Source organism: Veillonella sp. CNR 79/14, from assembly GCF_003992185.1.
Lineage (GTDB): Bacteria > Bacillota > Negativicutes > Veillonellales > Veillonellaceae > F0422.
Genome location: NZ_RQVH01000004.1, coordinates 83,118 through 102,742 on the forward strand (window position 1 = coordinate 83,118; position 19,625 = coordinate 102,742).

17 protein-coding genes and 2 pseudogenes are annotated in these 19,625 nt (G+C 39.7%); 7 read left to right on the top strand and 12 right to left on the bottom strand.

Going from position 1 to position 19,625, the window contains the following annotated elements; all coding sequences use genetic code 11:
• Window positions 1–18 precede the first annotated feature (18 nt).
• The 3 genes from EO119_RS02620 (at window position 19) to ychF (ending at window position 3,818) form a co-directional block, all read left to right on the top strand.
• Window positions 19–1,248, top strand: a complete 1,230-nt coding sequence (locus EO119_RS02620) for an LL-diaminopimelate aminotransferase (protein WP_062400991.1) — start codon at window positions 19–21, stop codon at window positions 1,246–1,248.
• A 164-nt stretch (window positions 1,249–1,412) separates the two neighbouring features.
• Window positions 1,413–2,387 (top strand): diaminopimelate dehydrogenase, encoded by a 975-nt coding sequence (locus EO119_RS02625; RefSeq protein WP_009352856.1) that lies wholly within the window; start codon window positions 1,413–1,415, stop codon window positions 2,385–2,387.
• Between the two features lie 324 nt (window positions 2,388–2,711).
• Entirely contained in the window at window positions 2,712–3,818 is a 1,107-nt protein-coding gene (gene ychF / locus EO119_RS02630; protein ID WP_062400993.1) for a redox-regulated ATPase YchF, read from the top strand.
• Window positions 3,819–3,888: 70 nt separating this feature from the next.
• Here the strand turns inward: ychF and EO119_RS02635 are convergent, their stop codons facing one another.
• The 5 genes and pseudogenes from EO119_RS02635 to EO119_RS02655 form a co-directional block, all read right to left on the bottom strand.
• Window positions 3,889–4,203, bottom strand: a complete 315-nt coding sequence (locus EO119_RS02635) for a DUF3343 domain-containing protein (protein ID WP_126940568.1) — start codon at window positions 4,201–4,203, stop codon at window positions 3,889–3,891.
• Window positions 4,204–4,261: 58 nt separating this feature from the next.
• A pseudogene (gene yedF / locus EO119_RS08255) lies at window positions 4,262–4,597 on the bottom strand (sulfurtransferase-like selenium metabolism protein YedF); the annotation flags it as partial.
• Window positions 4,598–4,930: 333 nt separating this feature from the next.
• Window positions 4,931–5,134 (bottom strand): annotated as a pseudogene (locus tag EO119_RS08260) (sulfurtransferase TusA family protein); the annotation flags it as partial.
• Window positions 5,124–6,152 carry a selenide, water dikinase SelD gene (gene selD / locus EO119_RS02650; RefSeq protein WP_126940570.1) on the bottom strand — a complete coding sequence of 343 codons (1,029 nt, stop codon included), beginning with the start codon at window positions 6,150–6,152 and terminating at the stop codon, window positions 5,124–5,126. The gene selD and the pseudogene EO119_RS08260, both read right to left, overlap by 11 nt.
• A 45-nt stretch (window positions 6,153–6,197) precedes the next feature.
• Window positions 6,198–6,404 carry a DUF951 domain-containing protein gene (locus EO119_RS02655; protein WP_009352829.1) on the bottom strand — a complete coding sequence of 69 codons (207 nt, stop codon included), beginning with the start codon at window positions 6,402–6,404 and terminating at the stop codon, window positions 6,198–6,200.
• A 518-nt stretch (window positions 6,405–6,922) separates the two neighbouring features.
• Here EO119_RS02655 and rbr point away from each other — a divergent pair.
• Window positions 6,923–7,471 carry a rubrerythrin gene (gene rbr / locus EO119_RS02660; protein WP_009352954.1) on the top strand — a complete coding sequence of 183 codons (549 nt, stop codon included), beginning with the start codon at window positions 6,923–6,925 and terminating at the stop codon, window positions 7,469–7,471.
• A 479-nt stretch (window positions 7,472–7,950) separates the two neighbouring features.
• On the top strand, window positions 7,951–8,442 hold the full coding sequence (locus EO119_RS02665) for a hypothetical protein (protein WP_126940572.1): 492 nt from the start codon (window positions 7,951–7,953) through the stop codon (window positions 8,440–8,442).
• A gap of 276 nt (window positions 8,443–8,718) precedes the next feature.
• Here the strand turns inward: EO119_RS02665 and EO119_RS02670 are convergent, their stop codons facing one another.
• A complete protein-coding gene (locus tag EO119_RS02670) occupies window positions 8,719–10,107 on the bottom strand; it encodes a cation:dicarboxylate symporter family transporter (RefSeq protein ID WP_009352814.1) in 1,389 nt (462 codons plus the stop codon).
• A gap of 331 nt (window positions 10,108–10,438) precedes the next feature.
• Here EO119_RS02670 and EO119_RS02675 point away from each other — a divergent pair, with 331 nt between their 5' ends.
• A complete protein-coding gene (locus EO119_RS02675; RefSeq protein WP_009352925.1) occupies window positions 10,439–11,335 on the top strand; it encodes a LysR family transcriptional regulator in 897 nt (298 codons plus the stop codon).
• Between the two features lie 298 nt (window positions 11,336–11,633).
• On the opposite strand, the gene EO119_RS02680 is transcribed toward EO119_RS02675, so the two are convergent.
• The 3 genes from EO119_RS02680 to EO119_RS02690 form a co-directional block, all read right to left on the bottom strand.
• Window positions 11,634–12,350, bottom strand: a complete 717-nt coding sequence (locus EO119_RS02680; RefSeq protein WP_062401004.1) for a gamma-glutamyl-gamma-aminobutyrate hydrolase family protein — start codon at window positions 12,348–12,350, stop codon at window positions 11,634–11,636.
• A gap of 214 nt (window positions 12,351–12,564) precedes the next feature.
• Window positions 12,565–13,731, bottom strand: coding sequence for a 2-methylaconitate cis-trans isomerase PrpF family protein (locus EO119_RS02685; RefSeq protein ID WP_126940574.1), 1,167 nt, complete (start codon window positions 13,729–13,731; stop codon window positions 12,565–12,567).
• A gap of 77 nt (window positions 13,732–13,808) precedes the next feature.
• Complete coding sequence (locus EO119_RS02690; protein ID WP_126940576.1) at window positions 13,809–15,743, bottom strand: aconitate hydratase; 1,935 nt, start codon at window positions 15,741–15,743, stop codon at window positions 13,809–13,811.
• 143 nt (window positions 15,744–15,886) lie between these two features.
• Between EO119_RS02690 and EO119_RS02695 the strand changes: the two genes are divergently transcribed.
• Complete coding sequence (locus tag EO119_RS02695; protein ID WP_126940578.1) at window positions 15,887–16,723, top strand: LysR family transcriptional regulator; 837 nt, start codon at window positions 15,887–15,889, stop codon at window positions 16,721–16,723.
• Window positions 16,724–16,850: 127 nt separating this feature from the next.
• On the opposite strand, the gene citF is transcribed toward EO119_RS02695, so the two are convergent.
• From citF to EO119_RS02710, 3 genes are read right to left on the bottom strand one after another with little or no spacing between them, the layout of a single operon-like run.
• Window positions 16,851–18,401: a citrate lyase subunit alpha gene (citF, locus tag EO119_RS02700; protein WP_126940580.1), complete on the bottom strand. Its 1,551-nt coding sequence runs from the start codon at window positions 18,399–18,401 to the stop codon at window positions 16,851–16,853.
• The gene (locus tag EO119_RS02705; protein WP_009352816.1) at window positions 18,391–19,323 is read right to left on the bottom strand and encodes a CoA ester lyase; all 933 of its coding nucleotides are present in this window, start codon (window positions 19,321–19,323) and stop codon (window positions 18,391–18,393) included. The genes citF and EO119_RS02705 overlap by 11 nt, the downstream gene beginning before the upstream one ends.
• Entirely contained in the window at window positions 19,323–19,592 is a 270-nt protein-coding gene (locus EO119_RS02710) for a citrate lyase ACP (RefSeq protein ID WP_009352869.1), read from the bottom strand. The genes EO119_RS02705 and EO119_RS02710 overlap by 1 nt, the downstream gene beginning before the upstream one ends.
• Window positions 19,593–19,625: the final 33 nt, after the last annotated feature.

Consider the following 19,625-nt stretch of genomic DNA (forward strand, 5'->3'; position numbering starts at 1 on the left):
ATAACAGAAGGAGCTCCTATGGCTACTATCAATCCAAATTACGAAAACCTACAAGGTTCCTATTTATTCGCAAATATTGCACGCAAAGTAGAAGCTTTCAAAGAAAGCCATCTGGAGGCAGACATCATTCGCCTTGGCATTGGCGATGTGACACGCCCTCTTGTGCCAGCTGTCATTGAAGCTATGCACGCCGCAGTAGAAGAAATGGGTTCTGCCGATACATTCCGAGGTTATGGTCCTGAGCAAGGCTACGATTTCTTGCGCAATGCCATCGTTGAAGGCGATTATGCTCCCCTAGGCATTACTATTCAAGCTGATGAAATCTTCGTATCTGACGGTGCTAAATCTGATGTGGGCAATATTCAGGAAATTTTCTCTGAAAATAACATCATCGCTATTACTGACCCTGTATACCCTGTATATTTAGATTCTAATGTGATGAGTGGTCGCACTGGTAAAGCTATCGACGGCATCTACGAAAAAGTGGTATATTTACCAACCAATGCAGAGAATCATTTCTCTCCGGCATTCCCAAAAGAACGAGTAGATATCGTCTATCTTTGCTGCCCTAACAACCCAACTGGCACTGTATTAAGCCGTGCTCGTTTGGCGGAATGGGTACAGTGGTGTAAAGATAACGAAGCGATCTTAATGTTCGACTCCGCTTATGAAGCTTTCATCACATCTACAGATACAGTTCGTTCTATTTATGAAATCGAAGGCGCTCGTGAAGTGGCCATCGAATTCCGTTCTTTCTCTAAAACAGCAGGTTTCACTGGTACTCGTTGTGCCTACACTGTAGTTCCTCACGAAGTAACTGCAAAGAACACAGAAGGCAAACGTGTTCCTCTGAACCCAATGTGGAATCGTCGCCAGACCACAAAATTCAATGGTGTTCCTTACATCATTCAACGTGGTGCTGCTGCTGTTTACACACCAGAAGGTCGTGCACAAATTAAAGAACACATCGCTTACTACATGGAAAATGCTCGCATTATCCGTGAAGGCTTAGAAGCCATTGGTCTAACTGTATTTGGTGGTGTTGATGCTCCATACATTTGGATTCAAGCACCAAAAGGCATGACTAGCTGGGACTTATTCGATACCCTATTAGAAAAGGTACACATTGTAAGCACTCCTGGTTCTGGCTTTGGTCCAGAAGGCGAAGGCTATTTACGTCTCACTGCATTCGGAAGCCGAGAAAACACCATTCGTGCAGTCGATCGCATTAAAACATTACAATTTTAATATCCCCCCTTTTCTCTATGAGAATTTTTCGCTATAATGGTACATGCGAAAAATAGCGGACATAATCCTCCCTATTTTATTTCATCATATACTGTAATCTTACATTACAGTTCGTATAGCATTAATATTAATGAAAGTATCAACTTTCACGAAAGGAAGTAACAATGAGCAACATTCGTATTGGTATCGTTGGATACGGCAATCTTGGTCGCGGTGTAGAAGCGGCTGTAGCATTACAACCAGATATGGAATTAGTAGGCGTATTCTCTCGCCGTTCTGGTTTACAAACTGTTAGTGGCGTTCCTAGCTACACAATGGAAGAAGTGGAATCTTTCAAAGGCAAAATCGATGTAATGGTATTATGCGGCGGTAGTGCTACAGACCTAATCGACCAAACGCCTGCTTTAGCAGCGCATTTCAATGTCATCGACAGCTTTGACACACATGCTCGCATCCCTGAACATTTCGAAAATGTGCGCAAAGTAGCCCAAGAAGCTGGCACAGCAGCATTAATCTCTTGCGGTTGGGACCCTGGCATGTTTTCCTTGCAACGTGTGTACGCTGAAAGTATCTTACCACAAGGCGATTCCTACACATTCTGGGGCCGTGGTGTATCTCAAGGTCATTCCGACGCGATCCGTCGTATCGAAGGCGTAGCAGATGCTCGCCAATACACAGTGCCTAAACAAGAAATCATCTCTGCTATCCGCAATGGTGAAACACCAGAAGTGACAGCTACTTCTTCTCACCTTCGTGAATGCTATGTAGTATTGGAAGAAGGCGCTGACGCAGCTCGCATTGAAAATGAAATTAAAACAATGCCTAACTACTTCGTTGGCTATGAGACAACTGTAACATTCATATCCCAAGAAGAATTGGATGCTAACCACAAAGGCATCCCACATGGCGGTCTTGTGATCCGCAGCGGCGAAACTACAACAGGTACAAAACACATCTACGAATTCGGTTTACAACTAGACTCTAACCCTGAGTTCACTGGCGCTGTATTAGTAGCCTTCGCTCGTGGTGTGCATCGCTTAGCAGCACATGGTGGTCGCGGTGCTTTCACAGTATTCGATATCGCACCAGCTTGGTTATCTCCAAAATCCGCTGAAGAATTACGTGCCCATTATCTATAAGATATACGTTTGATAATAGTATCTTCGTTCATGAGATACACGAGGCTGTAACAAAATAGCACCCAATAAAATAGAGGAACGTTGATCAAGAAGTATCAACATTCCTCTATTTTTATATTTTATATAAATCTATTGGCAGTCTATATGCAATTATGGTATACTATGACTGTAAAAAGAGAGCCCTCAACGTGCACTAGGCGTTAGGCTCATCTCGAATGATGGAACACGAAATGCCTAACGTGTTAAGGTCCACTAAACCTTATATCGTTAGGCATTTATATTACTTTAATAATTTATCGCAACCAACAAAGGAGTTACCCACACATGAGCACAAATTTAGAAGTAGGCATTGTAGGCCTTCCAAATGTCGGAAAAAGTACATTGTTTAATGCTATTACAAAGGCTGGCGCAGAAGCGGCAAACTACCCATTCTGTACCATCGAACCAAATGTAGGCGTGGTAGACGTACCTGACGCTCGTTTAGCGGTGTTGGCTGAGATGTTCGGTTCTAAACGCATCTTACCTGCTGCCATGCGTTTTGTAGACATCGCAGGCCTTGTGGCTGGTGCATCCAAAGGGGAAGGTTTAGGCAACAAATTCTTAAGCCACATTCGCCAAGTCGATGCCATTGCACAAGTGATTCGTTGTTTCGATGACCCTAACATCACACATGTGGCTGGTTCTGTAGATCCTGTTCGCGATATTGAAATCATCAACACTGAACTTTGCTTAGCTGATCTTGAAAGCGTAGATAAGCGCTTACAACGTATTGCTAAATTAGCAAAATCTGGTGACAAAGATGCTCGCATTGAAGCGCCTATTTTAGAAAAAGTATCTGCTGCTTTAGGCGATGCCATCCCTGTTCGTGCCCAAGGCTTAACAGACGATGAGCTAGAAATCTTAAAAGACCTAACACTATTAACAGCTAAAAAATCTTTATACGTAGCCAATGTGGGGGAAGATGAAGTGTCCGACTACTCTGGCAACGAATTTGTCAAACAAGTAGAAGACTATGCTGCTAAAGAAGGTTCTGGCGTAGTTGTCGTATCTGCTCGCATTGAGTCGGAAATTGCTGAATTATCCGACGAAGAAGCAACAGCTTTCCTAGCTGACCTCGGTTTAGAAGAAAGTGGCTTAACAAAATTAATCAAAGCTAGTTACTCCTTATTGGGCTTAATTAACTACTTCACAGCTGGCGAAATGGAAGCTCGTGCGTGGACTATCGTGGAAGGCACAAAAGCCCCTCAAGCAGCTGGTAAAATCCACTCTGATATCGAAAAAGGTTTCATTCGCGCAGAAATTGTATCCTTTGACGATTTAGAAGCTTGCGGCAGCCAAAATGCGGCCAAAGAAAAAGGTCTTGTTCGCCTAGAAGGCAAAGACTATATTATGAAAGACGGCGATGTAACACATTTCCGCTTCAACGTATAATAACCTACTAACAATACAGGCATATACAGTGTACTTTTACTTAAAATATCACTGTATATGCCTTTTTTAGTTAGCAAGGTCTGCGTACATATTCAGTTGGTTCTTTTCCCTTTTCATAATAATACATATGAGAAGGGGTTATTTTTTCTACTTCAAAGATACGTAACACTTCTTCTATATATTCTTCTTGCACACCAATAGAGAGCCCACAAGCGCTAGATAGCTCTGGTGGAACTGGCATTAACTGATGAGGCACTTTATATTGCCCTAACATTTTATCTGCTTTATCTGCAAAATAGTAAGAGCTAAATAGAACGAGTACTTTTTGTGGTACCTTATCTGTAGCTGTATCAGATTTCTTACTATCTACTGCAAAAACGTTCATGTGCGTCTACCTCATTCCATCTTTCCAGTTCTATCTACCAATGTTACCACGCATCTAATTACAACGTAACAAAGGGTTCTTGCATCATACTTTCAGTAATAGCATACAGATTCGTAATAGTGCCTACTTGCACTTTGTCTTTCACCTCGTAAAAGTCTAAACAAATGCCACAGCCACTAACAGTCACCCCTGCTGCTTCTAAGGCTTTGAAGTTTTCAATATGTTCAGACCCTTCTACGAGCATTTTTACAGCGCTATTAATGCAATAGATGGCTTTGGGTTTCACATCTGTTTCTGTCAATACATAGATGAATGTTTTCATCAAATTACGACCTAACTCTTCACTACCTTCACCTAAATAGTCTTTTGTCAGCAATAAGACTTTACCACCCATAGAAGGGGTTGGCACAGATGGTACCGCGGTTCCCATCAATTCAGGGGGAACTGTATCTTGACTAATCGGCGCACCCATTGCTGCTTTTTCTGCTTTTGTTTTTTCATAAGCTGCAATACTGCGTTCCAAGCTACCTGTACCATTTGTCATATAAAATGGGGCCTCTCCACCGGCAATCGTTGTATTCGTTACAACCTTTCCTAGGGGTGCAGCAAATTCATTTTCAAAAATATCTTCCAAATCTAGGTCCTCTAAATCATTCGAAGTTTGAATATTTACAGCACTAACCGCAGTCACTTCCGCTTTCACAGCTGTAGGGGGAATCAATACAACGATGTAATTTCCCTCTTGTTCTAATACATGGTTTTCATAGCCTCGGTATTCTCCTAATTTCACCACATTGTCACGGCTCACATCATTGTCGACAATGACTTTTACATACAGATTCGCATCAGAATCCATCGCTTTTTTTGCTTCAATCACAGGCGCTGGGCATACTTGGCCTCGCATATCTATCGTTACTTCTTTATTTGACATAGACTTGTTTCCTTCCTTCCTGAATGACACGGCCGATCTGCGCGGCCTGTAAACCCTTTGCCTGTAACTCTGAAAGTAACTGCTTTCCTTCACTTTCAGAACAAGCAAATAATAAACCACCTGATGTTTGCGGATCAAAACAAATATCGCTCCATACTGGATCTAAATGGTCAGCAAACTCAGCTTGATCGCCTAATGCTTTACGATTCCCATAGGTAGACGCTGGAACTAAGCCCATACTAGCAGCCTCTAATACATCCGTAAAGAGAGGAATTTGCTCCGCATAGAGTTCCACAGATGTTCCACTAGCTTTTGCCATTTCAGATACATGACCAATCAAGCTGAATCCCGTAATATCCGTACAACCGTGAATGATAAACTGCGCCGCCACATCTCGAGCTCCTTTATTAATCGTTCCCATACTGTGCACAGCTTCCTGCACACCTTCAGAGAATACGCCACCTTTTGCAGCCGTGTTCATAATGCCCGTTCCAATCGGTTTAGATAGAATTAAGACATCACCCACTTGAGCATCTCCATTCGTCCAAATATGACGTGGATTAATGAGACCAGTCACAGCCATTCCAAAAATAGGCACTTCATTTTCGATACTGTGACCACCAAGAAGAGCTACTCCCGTCTCCAGTAAAACCTCATTGGCCCCTTCTAAGACCTCACGAAGGACACCTTCTTTCACTAAAGACACAGGAAATCCTACAATATTCAATGCTGATATAGGCGTGCCCCCCATGGCATATATATCACTTAAACTATTGCAAGCCGCTACTCTACCAAAGAGTCTCGGATCTGCCACTGGAGGTGTAAAAAAATCCACCGTCTGTACAATAGCTTGACTTTCATTAATTTGATACACTCCAGCATCTTCCATACCAGATGCATCGGTCAATACAGCTGGATGTGTAGGCATCTTCATATGTTGCAACACATCCTCTAAAATGTGCGGCCCAATCTTGCAAGCACAACCGCCCTTAGCTGCATATTTCGTTAAATCAACCATAGGTATCCCTTTCCTAGAAAATTATTATGATTTACAAATCATATTTTATTCTTCTGTTGCTTCTTTTCTGGATACTATCTTTTTTACATTCTTTTCAAACTTAGGTCGTGGTATCATCACTTGATGCCCACAGCCTTCACAGACTGTTACGAAATCAACGCCAGTTCGTTTAATCTCCCAATTCTGACTACCACAAGGATGGGGTTTCTTCATTTGTACCACATCACCTACTTGGTATTTTATAAATCCCATAGGCACCTCCTATTTCCATGATTATGTTTATAGTATATCATCTAACTTTATATTTCTCTATAGGGCCGTATGGGTATTACTAAAAGTTTGCACTAAGTCTGTCAACCCTCTCATCAGTACTGATGACTGCTATCACTTGTTAGCAACTGACAACTCCCCTTTTCTGTTTCATAACTAAGAAACCCTATAAATAGAGGGATTTCTATGTATTATCATTACAGCTTTATCTCTTGAGTTCGATTCTCAATTTCTTTTCTGTGTAATCCCCTTGTTTTTATAGGGAATTAAATAGCTATAAATGCGATACTATAGCCGATTGAGAGGCTTTATCATTTACAAAAAATTTTAAATTTTTCTAAAAAAAGACTTGCATTTCTCATTTTCATAGTCTATAATGTAATCAACAATGATTATTCGTTAAGTAACGAAATCAATAGGGACTTGTTCAAGTGAACAAGCCCACTATACAAATAAGTATTTATTTTATTACAACAATGTAAAGTACATGGAGGAACAAAATGCCAGAATTAAAAGGTACTCAAACAGAAAAAAATCTTCAAGCAGCATTCGCTGGTGAATCTCAAGCTAACCGTAAATATACATACTATGCAAGTGCAGCTCGTAAAGCTGGTATGAACAAAATCGCTGATTACTTCGAAGAAACAGCAATCAACGAATCCGCTCATGCTAAAGTATGGTTCAAATTGTTACACGGTGGCGATGTAAACGCTGACGTAGCAATCAACTTAAAAGATGCTGCTGCTGGCGAACACTACGAACACACTGTAATGTACCCAGAATTTGCTAAAGTTGCAAAAGAAGAAGGTTTCGCTAAAATCGCTTACTTATTCGAACAAGTTGGTGTTATCGAAGCTCGTCACGAAGAACGTTACCTTGACCTTGTAACTGCTGTTGAAGGCGGTAAAGTGTTCAAACGTGAACAACCAGTTGCTTGGATCTGTGCTAACTGTGGTTATATCCACATCGGTGAAGAAGCTCCAAAACTTTGCCCAGTATGTGCTCATCCACAAGCATTCTTCTCTCAACACGGAGAAACTCTTATCTAATCAGTAAGCCGAGTGGTTTCTTAGATAAGTACTATAAGATTGTATCAAGTGATACAAAACAACCTACATAGAGAACTAAGTAGTTCTAAGGGTAAGTACCCCATACAAATGATATACTAAGTAGTAATGATATATACCCAAGTGGGTCAAATTACATATACCTTATCCCAAGTGGGTTAGAACTAGTATAGGTATACTAAAGCGACTGTGAAAACAGTCGCTTTTTTGTACCCTAACTCATAAGTATATAGGTTCATAGGTATCCTCCATATAGTAGCTATACATATCTTTCACCATGTATCATCGTATCTTCATTTTACTAGGATATACTTTAACTACAAGGTCCACTTCTCAAGATGGATACTAGTATGTAACAAACCCTTACACGCAGTTGTTTTCAAAATATACCTGCGGTGATTGTAAACACTACTAGGTACTGAACTATATTTTACAAATGTAATGATGAAAAGGAGACACTTATGAAACGTGCACTACTATTGACAACTATAGCCATGACTATTGGTTCTTCCGCTTTTGCTTCATCCATCAACTACCCTAATTTTCAAAGCGACCATACACCTATGTCTTTTAAAATGGCATCTACTGAGGATATGAAAGCATACACGAAAGATTTGGAAAATTACTTAGCAGATACAGATGCAGTGATTCAAATGTTGATTACTAAAAAACGTGCTGCTATCGATGCTTACAATGCAGGTGTACGTGAATATAACAAGGATGATTTTTTTCATAAAGATCGTGTAGAACCATACTCCTATGATGAAAGTTACTCCCAAACTAAACGTGTAGGTGGTCATACATACCATACCTTTGGTGATACTGTGATTATCACATCACCTAACTCTATTCCTGTAGTTGAAGAAACAAAATCACAAAAAAAGGAAGAGGATGACGCCTTCGCACGCATGATGCGTCGTATGGAACGCCACCTAGGCATTGATCGCTGGTAAGGTTTCCTATATATACCCTTAAATAGCCTTACCTATATTCTTTTATATTCCCTTCCCTATATCAATATATACCCCATACAAATAAGGGCCTCTGTCGCACGATAGAGGTCCTTATTTTACATCTGTCATGGCACATTCAAGGAATAGAATATCCTATTTTCTTCAACTCCATGATAGAAAAAAGCTGCAACCTACGCGATACCAATAGGTTGCAGCTGTATATCTTTTAGTACTTTCATCATAGATACATGATGCATCTAATACATTACTTATACCTTATCGAATTGTTTTTGTGTCGTTAAAGGCTTCTTGGTCAAAAGTTCCTTGCAAACGATCTACTACAATAGCATTTGTCATAGAACCACTTACATTTAACATTGTACGTCCCATATCTACAATAGGGTCTACTGCTAAAATTGGAGAAATGGAGCCGAAGAATGCTCCCATACCAGTACCAGATAAGGATACGGATGCTGCCATAGTTGCTGTACCCGGAACCCCTGCAATCCCTAAGGAGCCTAATGCAATCACGATAACGCTCATCACATACATTGTAAAGTCTAATGGCACTCCAGATACGCGAGCGATATAAACGATACATAAGGCTGGGAAGATGCCTGCACAGCCTTGCATGCCTGCTGTCGTACCAAAACTTGCTACTGTATTCGCAGTAGCAGGGTTAACGCCTAACTTTTTAGTCAATGTTTCTACCGTCAATGGTAATACACCCATACTAGAACGAGATGTGAAAGCCAAGATTAAGGCTTCTTTTGCTTTACGGAAGTACATGATTGGACTAACACCAAACATAGTTAATAATACAGCTTGTACTACTAACATGATTGCAACGCCTACATAGATTAAGATAATAAACAAGCCCATGTCAGCAATAGCACCAAACCCTTTTTGCGCCAATGTTGTGGCCAATAACGCCACAACACCATATGGCATTAAGCCGATCACAAAATCTGCTACCCAGAAGATAACTGTATGCACTTCATCAAATAATTTTGTGACTACTTCTAAATCACTGGCACCATGTTGTTTCACAAGTCTAGCAACACCACCAATAATAACACCAAATACAACAACAGCAATAACATTAGTTTGCGCCATTGCATTAATAGGATTTGCTGGTATCAAGGCACGTAATGTGTCTACTACTGGTTTTACTTCACGCATTTTGGAATCACCAGCCACTGCTAAGGTACCTTCCCCTAATCCTGTTACAGTACCTAGCACTAAACCTACAATAGCAGCAATACCTACCATGATTAAAGCTACCACACCTGTGGAGGATACAAGGCGTTTTAAATTCGCATTCGTATCCATATGCAAAATAACATGAACAATGGAAATAAATACTACGGGAATTACGAGCATTCGGATTAAATCAATGAATCCTCCCCCAATAAGAGAGAACCACTTTGTGCTTTCCTTAATAAATACCACGTCCATTGGGTTTTTAGGAAATCCTGCAATCAATTGCACCGCAACCCCTAACACAGCACCTACTACAGTGGCAATCATCACCAATGTGCCGAATTGAATATTTCTTTTTTGAAGAAAATACACGTATCCCAACGCAATAAGGAATAACACAAGTATTCCTACTGTCATGGGATCGCTAATCATGAGAAATTGTGTAAAAAATGGCATATCCATACAAATTCCCCTTCCTTTCCAGACCTAACTATAGTCCAATTACTTCTTGATTCCCTGCACTGTACAGGCAACAATATGACCCAATTATATCATTCTCAATATAGCACGTCAATATTCCTACTTTTTATATAGGTTTATATCCATGAGTTATAATCATAAACTAAACCATAATTAACAGCATTAGTTAACAAATATAGGAGACGAATTATAAAATTTATAGTACAATAGAATAGTAAAGGTTAACAATAAGAGATCTATTGTACGATGATGTGCGCCCATGAATAGAAACGAACTAACATGACATCTGACTACGTATGTTTAGGAGGATACCATGGATACATCTTACTATTATAATTTTATCATCTTAGTACAAACGGGGAATATGACGCAAGCAGCAGAGATACTGCACATTACGCAACCAGCTTTAAGTAAGCAACTCAAGTACTTAGAAGCAGAATTTGGTACCCCCCTATTAGTTATCAAGCGTGGCCAGCGTGGAGCTAGCTTTCACCTCACCGAAGCCGGTCGCATTTTCTATGAAAAAGCACAACAATTATGCTCCATTGAAGAGTCCACCTACGCTGATGTAAAGCGTCTTAGTTCTGAGGTAGAAGGCACACTTCGTATCGCCTCCTCTGCCTCTAGGTCTACCGCCTTAATTCAGCAATATTTGCATTTCTTTTCCCGCCAATACCCTGTGGTGCGTTATGAAATCTATGAAGGATTAATGACAGATGTAACGGAATCTTTATTAAATGGTAGCGCTGAAATTGGTCTATGCAATGAGCAAATGGTAGATACTAACAAATTTGATGTTCTCTATACGCAAACAGAGGACTTATACGCTCTGTTCCGAAAAGATTTATTTTGGACAGACCGTGACTTAGAAAGCATTTCTTGGAATGATATTGCCAAATGTCCTCTTAGCCTATCTGGTGGTTCTGTACGTATGTTAATGCAAGCTCATCACAATGACTTCTCTTCTCTCAATGTTATTTCTGTAACTACCACAAAGAGTTCTGCCATTGAATGGGCTCAATCTGGACGTACCATAGCCATTATTCCTATGGATGGACAGGAAACTGTATCTCATCCAGATATGACTCGCATTAAGTTAACAGAACTGACCAACACATTCTATAAAGCATTTATCACCATCAAAGGACAACCTTTATCCATGGTGGCACAACAGTTTTTAGAATTCTACAAAGCGCATTCAGGAGAATAGTAGCTACGAGGCTATGCATTTTATATCCATGTGAACAAAAACACTACAACACTTTACAGTAAATAGAGGAACATTGATCATTGCGTATCAATGTTCCTCTATTTATTTTATATTTATATATTCCGCACTATTGATGCCTTTATCTAAGTATTTTATAGTACAGGGTATCTACAGCAAGCCGACTAATGTACTATACAAAAAAGGGTCCCTAAGGACCCTTTCCATATATAAATTACATGGTGTATCAATTTCCTTACGCAAGCTACACCATTTGAGAGCAAAATTAACTCTTTACATACTATTTAGCAGCGTTTACAAAATCTTCAAAAATTACTTTATTTAACTCTGTATGACGCATCATTTCTGGGTGGAATTGATAAGTACGTAGATATGGATAGTCAGTACCTTCCATTGCTTCTACTACAGTATCTTTCGCACGTCCTACCACACGCAATCCTTCCCCTACTTCTTTCACGACTTGGTGATGATGGGAATTAACCATCACTTCTTCTGCACCTACCATAGCAAATAATTGGGAGTCCTTTTCAATCACCATGGAATGAGTTGGTAATCCTGCTGTTTGGCTTTGGGCATGCTTAATCGTAGCAAAGGCAGGTAAATCTTGATACAAAGAACCTTTGTGAGCTACATTGATAATTTGATGACCACGACAAATACCCATAATAGGAATGTTCCGTTCTTTCGCAAAGGCTAATAGACGCATATCAAAAATATCGCGTTCTGGCCAAATTTCACCTAACCCACGTTCTGGCTCTTCGCCATAGAATTGTGGGGCAATATCATGACCGCCAGATAAAAGTAACCCATCAATGCGCTCCACCAAAGCTTTCAACACAGCTTCATCTTCTTGGAATGGAATAATCACAGGAATACCACCTGCTTCTAATACGGATTGCACATAATCATCATTTACATAGGATCGTTTATACCCTGGGAATGGACCTCCTTGGTCAATCATATGAGAACCTGAAATGCCGATTAATGGTTGTTTCATGTATATTACCTCTCCTTACTTATATACTATAATATATAGCTATATAATAAAGGAATTTATCCTTCATTACAAGGTGTACATATATCTATTCACAAAAATAGATGTATTTTTTGATTCCCACCATACTATAAAAATAGATATAGAGGAAAGTCCATACTATAGATGGGCTTTTCTCCGTATATCATGGTATATCTGTTACAATAACTTGTTTCTACTAGTATTTACCTACCTTAACATAGGCAATGCCATCCATAATAGGTCTAGCCGTTCTTGCTACACCAGCTTTGGTAACATATAGACTCTCTGTATCTATATCAATAGTAAATGTAAAAGTCCCACTTGGATGACCCAAAGTAACGGTTTTTGTACGCTTAGCTTCTTCACTGACTACATCATTGACGATTGTCCCTGGAATGAGCGCTGCTGTTGCAGTAGCAATACCTCCCGTCACTGCATAGGCCTTATGAATCACTTGTAATGCTTTTGTTCGTGCTACTATATCTATCGATGTACCTTCAATAACACGGCCCTGTATATCTGTATACGTACAAGCCGTTCCCACCATACATACTTTTGGAATGGCTGGACTAGCACTATCTTTTGATGTAGCTAATCCCATTCTGACAGCGGCAGTCCTACGAATATCTTCTAATATAGCCAATAGCCCCTCTTCATCTGCTTCAATGTCACTTGGCAGTTCTGTTCCTGTATATCCTAAATCTTCTGCTTTCACAAATACACTCGGTGTGGCAGAGTCCACAAAACTTACGTCTATCCTATGATTGTTCTTCGCTGTATGCGCATTGCCCACTTCCAAAGTGATGGTATCTCGCACATTGCCTGTAGGCAGTAATTTCCCAGTTTTAGACCCACTAGGGGATTGAAAATAAAGCATAATTTGTGCCCCTGTACCAGGAACTCCATCGATGGCAAAGTCTCCTGTTACCACTGGTAATCCACCTTGTACAGGTATATGAGCTTCTATGATTTTATGGGTATTCGTATTATGTATACGAACTACAGTTATTGGCTCTACTGGTTCTACCAAACCACGTAACATAGCAAAAATACCAACTCCAGATGAAATATTACCACAATTACCTTCATAATCGACAACTGCCCTATCGATACCTACGTAAGCAAATGTATAATCTACATCACATCCTTCTACCGAAGCAGGTCCCACAATAGCCAGTTTACTCGTTAAAGGGTCTGCTCCTCCAATCCCATCAATTTGACGTACATCTGGACTCCCATAGAGGGATAGAATCATTGCATCTCGTTCTGTTGGATCTGTTGGCAAGTCTGGAGCATATAAATAAGCTCCTTTACTAGTTCCGCCACGCATGTATAATACGGGTAATTTCATATAATCTTTCATCATACACCTCGAATATAGAGGATGACACAGTCTGCACTGTGCCATCTCCTACTGCATATATTAACTATTATTACTAATTATTGTCCACCATTACGCAAGAAGTTCAATTTACCTCCTGCTCGAACAATTTCTAGTTGTCGTTCATTTAATGGTGTTCTTAATGTATAAATAGTAGATTTTGTTTTATTCTCTACGGTAAATACACCAGCTGCAAAGGAAGCATCATCACAATGATAGAATAATTCATCACCTTCTTGAATACTCTCATAATCTGCATCATTTTCAAATAATAAAGGCAAAATACCAAAGTTAACAAGATTATCCATATGAATCCGTTCAATAGATTTTGCAATCACTGCTTTTACTCCTAAATACATTGGGCAAAGTGCGGCATGTTCACGAGAAGATCCTTGTCCATAACTTTCACGAGCTACAATCACATTATAGTATCCATGCTCAACATTTTCTTTACATTCTTCTGCAAAATCTGGTTTTATAGGGCTAAATACATATTGACTATATTTAGGTACATTTGATCTAAATTTCAAATATGGTCCAGCTGGCATAATATGATCTGTAGTAATTTTATCCTCTACTTTTATAGCCACTTTAGCAGAAATTGTTTCTGGTAAGGCACTATTACTTGGAGGTTCACCAATATTAGGACCACGTAAAATAGATTGGTTCACATCACAGCTTGGAGCAATAATCAAGGAATCATCAATTTCATACACCTCAGGGAGCTCAATTGTTGGTGCTTCTATCCCTATTTCACGAGGATCTGTAATCGTTCCCGTTAAAGCAGAGGCTACCGCTGTTTCTACTGAAACTAAATGCACTAAGGCATCTTTAGTCCCACTACGACCCTCATAGTTACGGTTATTCGTACGTAAAGAAATAGATTTTGTTCGTGGTGCTTGCCCACAACCTACACAGAATCCACAGGCACTTTCAAAAAGACGTGCTCCGGAAGCAATTATATCTGCTAAGGCTCCATTTTTTGTAATCATTGCTAATGCTTGCTTGGATCCAGGAGCTACTCCAAAACTCACATCTGGATGAATTTTACGCCCTTTCAACATTGTTGCTACGATCATTAAGTCTCGATAACTGGAATTGGTACAGCTTCCCACTAACACTTGATCTACGGCAACATCTTTTAATTCTGCTACTGTTTTTACATTATCTGGAGAGTGTGGACATGCAATCATAGGCACTAATGCATTTAGATCAATTTCAATGACTTCATCATACTGTGCATCTTTATCTGCCTGTAATTCCACCCATACATCTTCACGACCTTGAGCGCGCAAAAACTCTTTTGTTTTTGCATCACTTGGGAAAATGGATGTAGTAATTCCCATTTCTGCACCCATATTTGTGATTGTTGCTCTCTCCGGTACTGTTAAAGATACCACACCTTCACCTGTATACTCGATGGCTGTTCCTACATTTCCTTTAGTGGTTAAAATACTTAATACTTTTAACACGATATCTTTTGCTGCACACCAAGGTTGTAAACGCCCATTTAATTTAATATTCGTAACTTTAGGACAAGTTAAATGGAATGGCTTTCCTGCCATAGATGCCGCCACATCCATACCCCCAACACCGACAGCAAACATCCCTAAACCTCCAGCAGTTGGAGTATGACTATCTGCACCTACTAAGGTTTGACCTGGTCTAGCAAATCGTTCCAAATGTACTTGATGGCAAATCCCATTACCTGCTTTTGAGTAATAAATACCATATTTACTTGCTACATCTTGTAAATATTTATGATCATCTGCATTTTCAAATCCATCTTGTAATGTATTATGATCTACATAGGATACGGATAGGGTTTTTACTGTATCTAAACCTAGTGATTCAAATTCTAAGTACGCCATAGTCCCTGTGGCATCCTGTGTTAACGTTTGGTCTATGGCAACAGCAATATCTTCACCTGCAACCAATCTTCCCTCTACTAAATGAGATTCTAATATTTTATAGATTAAACTTTTTCCTGCCATCTTAGTCCTCCTACTTATGACTAACTACGGTTTTACCTTACTTGAAGGCCTTTATAGTTTAAGTATATATGTTGTAAGTAAATAAATAAAATAGATTACATTTATCTTATGTGATAAAATATTTCTATTAAAGGAGGGCTACCATGGAAACTATGGAAAAAGATTGGCATTTTTTTATTGCTATTGCAGAAGAGGGAAATATGACGAAGGCAGCCAATCGTTTATATATCTCTCAGCCTGCGTTATCGTATCGTCTACAGCAACTAGAAAAGCAGTTCAATAAACCTTTATTTATACGTACATCTCGTGGCGTTACCTTAACAGAAACAGGGGAATTATATTATCACTATGCCTTAGATATGCTACATAGAAAGCGTGAATTTGAAAACACTCTATCCAATTATAGTAAAGAAATAACGGGAACATTACGTCTTGGCGTCTCGAGCATCTATGCCAATTATATGTTACCTGATATTTTATCAGGATTTACGCAAGCCTATCCAAAGGTAAAGTTAGAAGTTTATACTGGCATTAGCTCTAAAATAGCTCAATTATTTCAATCTAATGAGGTAGAGGTTGCTATTATTCGCGGTCCTCAATCCATTGACGGTGAATCATTGTTAATTCATACAGATCGCATCGGTTTAGTAACCAATACATCTTTACCTTCTAAACCTATGCCCAGAGAAGACATCTTGACTTTGCCATTTATACGATATGCAACAGCCCATGATTTATATACTATCATCGATAAATGGTGGAAACAGCATTACCAAGTCCCTCCCAACGATAGTATAAAAGTTGATACCATGGCTACATGTCGACAGTTCATCAGAAAAAATTTAGGATGGTCTGTCCTCCCAGAAACAGGATTGGGAAGGTTCTCTGATGAATTTACCTTTGAACCATTACTATGGGAAGATGGTACACCTCTATTGCGAGAAACAAAACTTTATTATCAAGCATGCCCTACAACGTAGAGCTGTTCATACCTTTATTACCTATATAAAAAGCACTATATAATAGTCTATTGCATATACATATACTAGATATATAAAAAGGATTGAACTCTTTGAGTTCAATCCTTTTGTATTTGATAGTATGTAATTATAGTAATGGTTTACGTACTACGTCGATGATAGATCCATCACGATATTCGATGATGGCTACTACATCTTTAGGATCTTGAGATACTTCAATACCTTCTGGTTTACCAACCATGTCGTACGCCATTTGTTGTAACTCTTCAATTGTGTAAATTGGCAAGTTAGAATCTTTGAAACGTTCGATCAAATCTTGACGATTTGGATTGATCGCGATACCACGTTCTGTTACTAATACGTCGATACTTTCACCTGGAGTGATAACTGTTTCCACGCGTTCACGAATCATTGGTAAGCGACCACGAATCAATGGGCAAGTGATAACAGTTACTTTAGCGCCTGCAGCTGTGTCAGAGTGACCACCGGATGCACCCATCAAGATACCATTGGAATCAGTCATACAGTTTACGTTGAAATCTGTATCGATTTCTGTAGCGCCCAAGAATACTACATCTAAATAGTTTGTCATGCAGTCTGTTGTAGGGTCTGCGTACATGGATGCGCTCATTTCGATATGATTTGGATTTGTATCCAAAGATGCCGCTGCTGTTGTGTCAAATGTTTGTGTATCATAAATTGCTTTGATGTGACCTTTTTCAAGCATGCTTACTAGTACGCCTGTAGCACCGCCAACACCGAATCCACCAACAACGCCTTTTTTCTCTAATTTTTCACCGATGAATTTAGCTACTGCTAATGGAGCTCCGCCAGCGCCTAATTGGAAAGAGAAACCTTCTTGGATAATGCCCGCTTCATCAAGGAATTCTGCGGCCATTTCCGCAATTTTAATTTGTACAGGATTTTTTGTGATTCCCACAGCACCAGATGCGATACCTTCTGGATCACCGATAGCCTCTACTTCTACGATGTAATCTACATCTGTTTGAGGGATGGAGATTGGGTATACATTGTCGATTAAGTTATCTGTTAATAATACAGTTTGGTCTGCATAGTGAGAGTCAACCATAGCATAACCCAACGCACCGCAAGCGGATTTACCTTTACGGCCTGTCGCATTACCACGACGATCACAAGCAGGTACGCCCATGAAAGCTACATCAATGTGAGCTTCTCCAGTGCAAACGGCACGAGCACGTCCACCATGAGAACGAATCACTACTGGGCGTTTTAATACGCCTGGGTTCAAGCTTAAGAATTTACCCAATGCATCACGAAGACCAGATGTTTCGATGGCTGTTACTGTACCATCTTTAATCATATCGATTAAAAACTCATGGCAAGGAGCTAAGGAAGAGTTAAGGATTGTAATATCTTTGATTCCTTTGGCTTGTATACGGTCCATCACAAGTTTCATTACATAGTCACCATTACGTAAATGATGGTGGAAGGAAATAGACATGCCATCTTTCAGACCTACTTTTTCGATAGCTTCATCAATGGAGCCTAGCAATTTATCTTCACCTGGAGTGTGAAGTTTCACTGGTTTACCCGCACGAACTGCAGTTTCTGTCATTGCAAATTGTCCTTCATAGAGACGACGACCTTGAAGGCATTCTAATTCCATAGGAATATCGCGACCAATTTTATTTAACATCGATTTCTGCTCCTTCCTCAAGTTCTACTTTGATACCTGCTGCACGGGCTTTATCTACCACGCGTTGTGCACGTACTACGATAGGACCGTCGATCATTTTACCATCTACGGCGATAACGCCTTTATTGTTGCGAAGTGCTTCTGCATAGGAGTTCAACACTTTTACAGAATGAGCAATTTCTTTTTCATCTGGAGTGAACACTTCATGGATAATTTTGATTTGGCTTGGGTGAATACAGGATTTTCCATCATAACCAAGAGCTTTAATGAATTCTACTTCTTCACGGAAGCCTTGTGGGTCTTTCACATCGGAGAATACTGTGTCAAGTACACGGATACCTGCTTCACGAGCTGCATGAAGGATCGTTTGGCGAGCAAATAACAATTCATGAGCTGGTTTATGTTTACCTGTACGAAGGTCAGCACGGTAGTCTTCCGCGCCAAGAGCGATCGCTACTACACGAGGACCTTGTGCAATTTCACGTACATTGTATAAACCTTTTACAGATTCGATAGCTACGATAATGTTGATGGTGCCTTCTTCCCAACCATTCGCTTTTTCTACTTCTTCAATTTTCTTAGCAACGATTTCTACTTCAGATACATCTTCAGTTTTTGGAAGACGAATCAAGTCAGGTTTTGCTGGTACAATCACATCAAGGTCAGCATAACCATATGGAGTTTGTGTAGGATGGTTGATACGAACCACTGTTTCGCCTTTGAATTTTAAAGTTTTCAAAGCTTCTGCTGTCAATAAACGAGCTGTATCTTTTTCAGTGACTGCTACAGAGTCTTCAATATCAAACATGATGGAGTCTGCACCGTGGATATCAGCACTGTTAATCATTTTAGGCGTGTTACCTGGTACGAACATCATGGAACGAGATAAACGTTTTTTTGCTAATTCAGTTAATTGGCTCATTATGCTTCGCTCCCTCTTTCTAATGCACCCAATACACGGGCTTTAATAGTATAATCCCAAGCTGCTTTATCGATAGCTGTTACTTTCACGCCATCGAAGCCTGCTTCTTTTACAGTGGCTTCAATGAAAGCACGAATATGCTTACCATAAGCACGCTCAACTTTTGATTTTAATTCTACTTCGATACCAGATGCAATTGGTTCAACCGTTACCAATACATCATTTTTTTCATCAAAGCCAGCCATAGCTGCTTTCACTAGATGTTTCATAGCAAATCCTTTCTATTACATCAAAATATAGCA

Coding starts and splice junctions, on each gene's coding strand:
- EO119_RS02620 (WP_062400991.1), top strand. CDS start 19: ATGGCTACTATCAATCCAAATTACGAAAACCTACAAGGTTCCTATTTA.
- EO119_RS02625 (WP_009352856.1), top strand. CDS start 1,413: ATGAGCAACATTCGTATTGGTATCGTTGGATACGGCAATCTTGGTCGC.
- ychF (WP_062400993.1), top strand. CDS start 2,712: ATGAGCACAAATTTAGAAGTAGGCATTGTAGGCCTTCCAAATGTCGGA.
- EO119_RS02635 (WP_126940568.1), bottom strand. CDS start 4,203: ATGAACGTTTTTGCAGTAGATAGTAAGAAATCTGATACAGCTACAGAT.
- selD (WP_126940570.1), bottom strand. CDS start 6,152: ATGGTTGATTTAACGAAATATGCAGCTAAGGGCGGTTGTGCTTGCAAG.
- EO119_RS02655 (WP_009352829.1), bottom strand. CDS start 6,404: ATGGGATTTATAAAATACCAAGTAGGTGATGTGGTACAAATGAAGAAA.
- rbr (WP_009352954.1), top strand. CDS start 6,923: ATGCCAGAATTAAAAGGTACTCAAACAGAAAAAAATCTTCAAGCAGCA.
- EO119_RS02665 (WP_126940572.1), top strand. CDS start 7,951: ATGAAACGTGCACTACTATTGACAACTATAGCCATGACTATTGGTTCT.
- EO119_RS02670 (WP_009352814.1), bottom strand. CDS start 10,107: ATGGATATGCCATTTTTTACACAATTTCTCATGATTAGCGATCCCATG.
- EO119_RS02675 (WP_009352925.1), top strand. CDS start 10,439: ATGGATACATCTTACTATTATAATTTTATCATCTTAGTACAAACGGGG.
- EO119_RS02680 (WP_062401004.1), bottom strand. CDS start 12,350: ATGAAACAACCATTAATCGGCATTTCAGGTTCTCATATGATTGACCAA.
- EO119_RS02685 (WP_126940574.1), bottom strand. CDS start 13,731: ATGAAAGATTATATGAAATTACCCGTATTATACATGCGTGGCGGAACT.
- EO119_RS02690 (WP_126940576.1), bottom strand. CDS start 15,743: ATGGCAGGAAAAAGTTTAATCTATAAAATATTAGAATCTCATTTAGTA.
- EO119_RS02695 (WP_126940578.1), top strand. CDS start 15,887: ATGGAAACTATGGAAAAAGATTGGCATTTTTTTATTGCTATTGCAGAA.
- citF (WP_126940580.1), bottom strand. CDS start 18,401: ATGTTAAATAAAATTGGTCGCGATATTCCTATGGAATTAGAATGCCTT.
- EO119_RS02705 (WP_009352816.1), bottom strand. CDS start 19,323: ATGAGCCAATTAACTGAATTAGCAAAAAAACGTTTATCTCGTTCCATG.
- EO119_RS02710 (WP_009352869.1), bottom strand. CDS start 19,592: ATGAAACATCTAGTGAAAGCAGCTATGGCTGGCTTTGATGAAAAAAAT.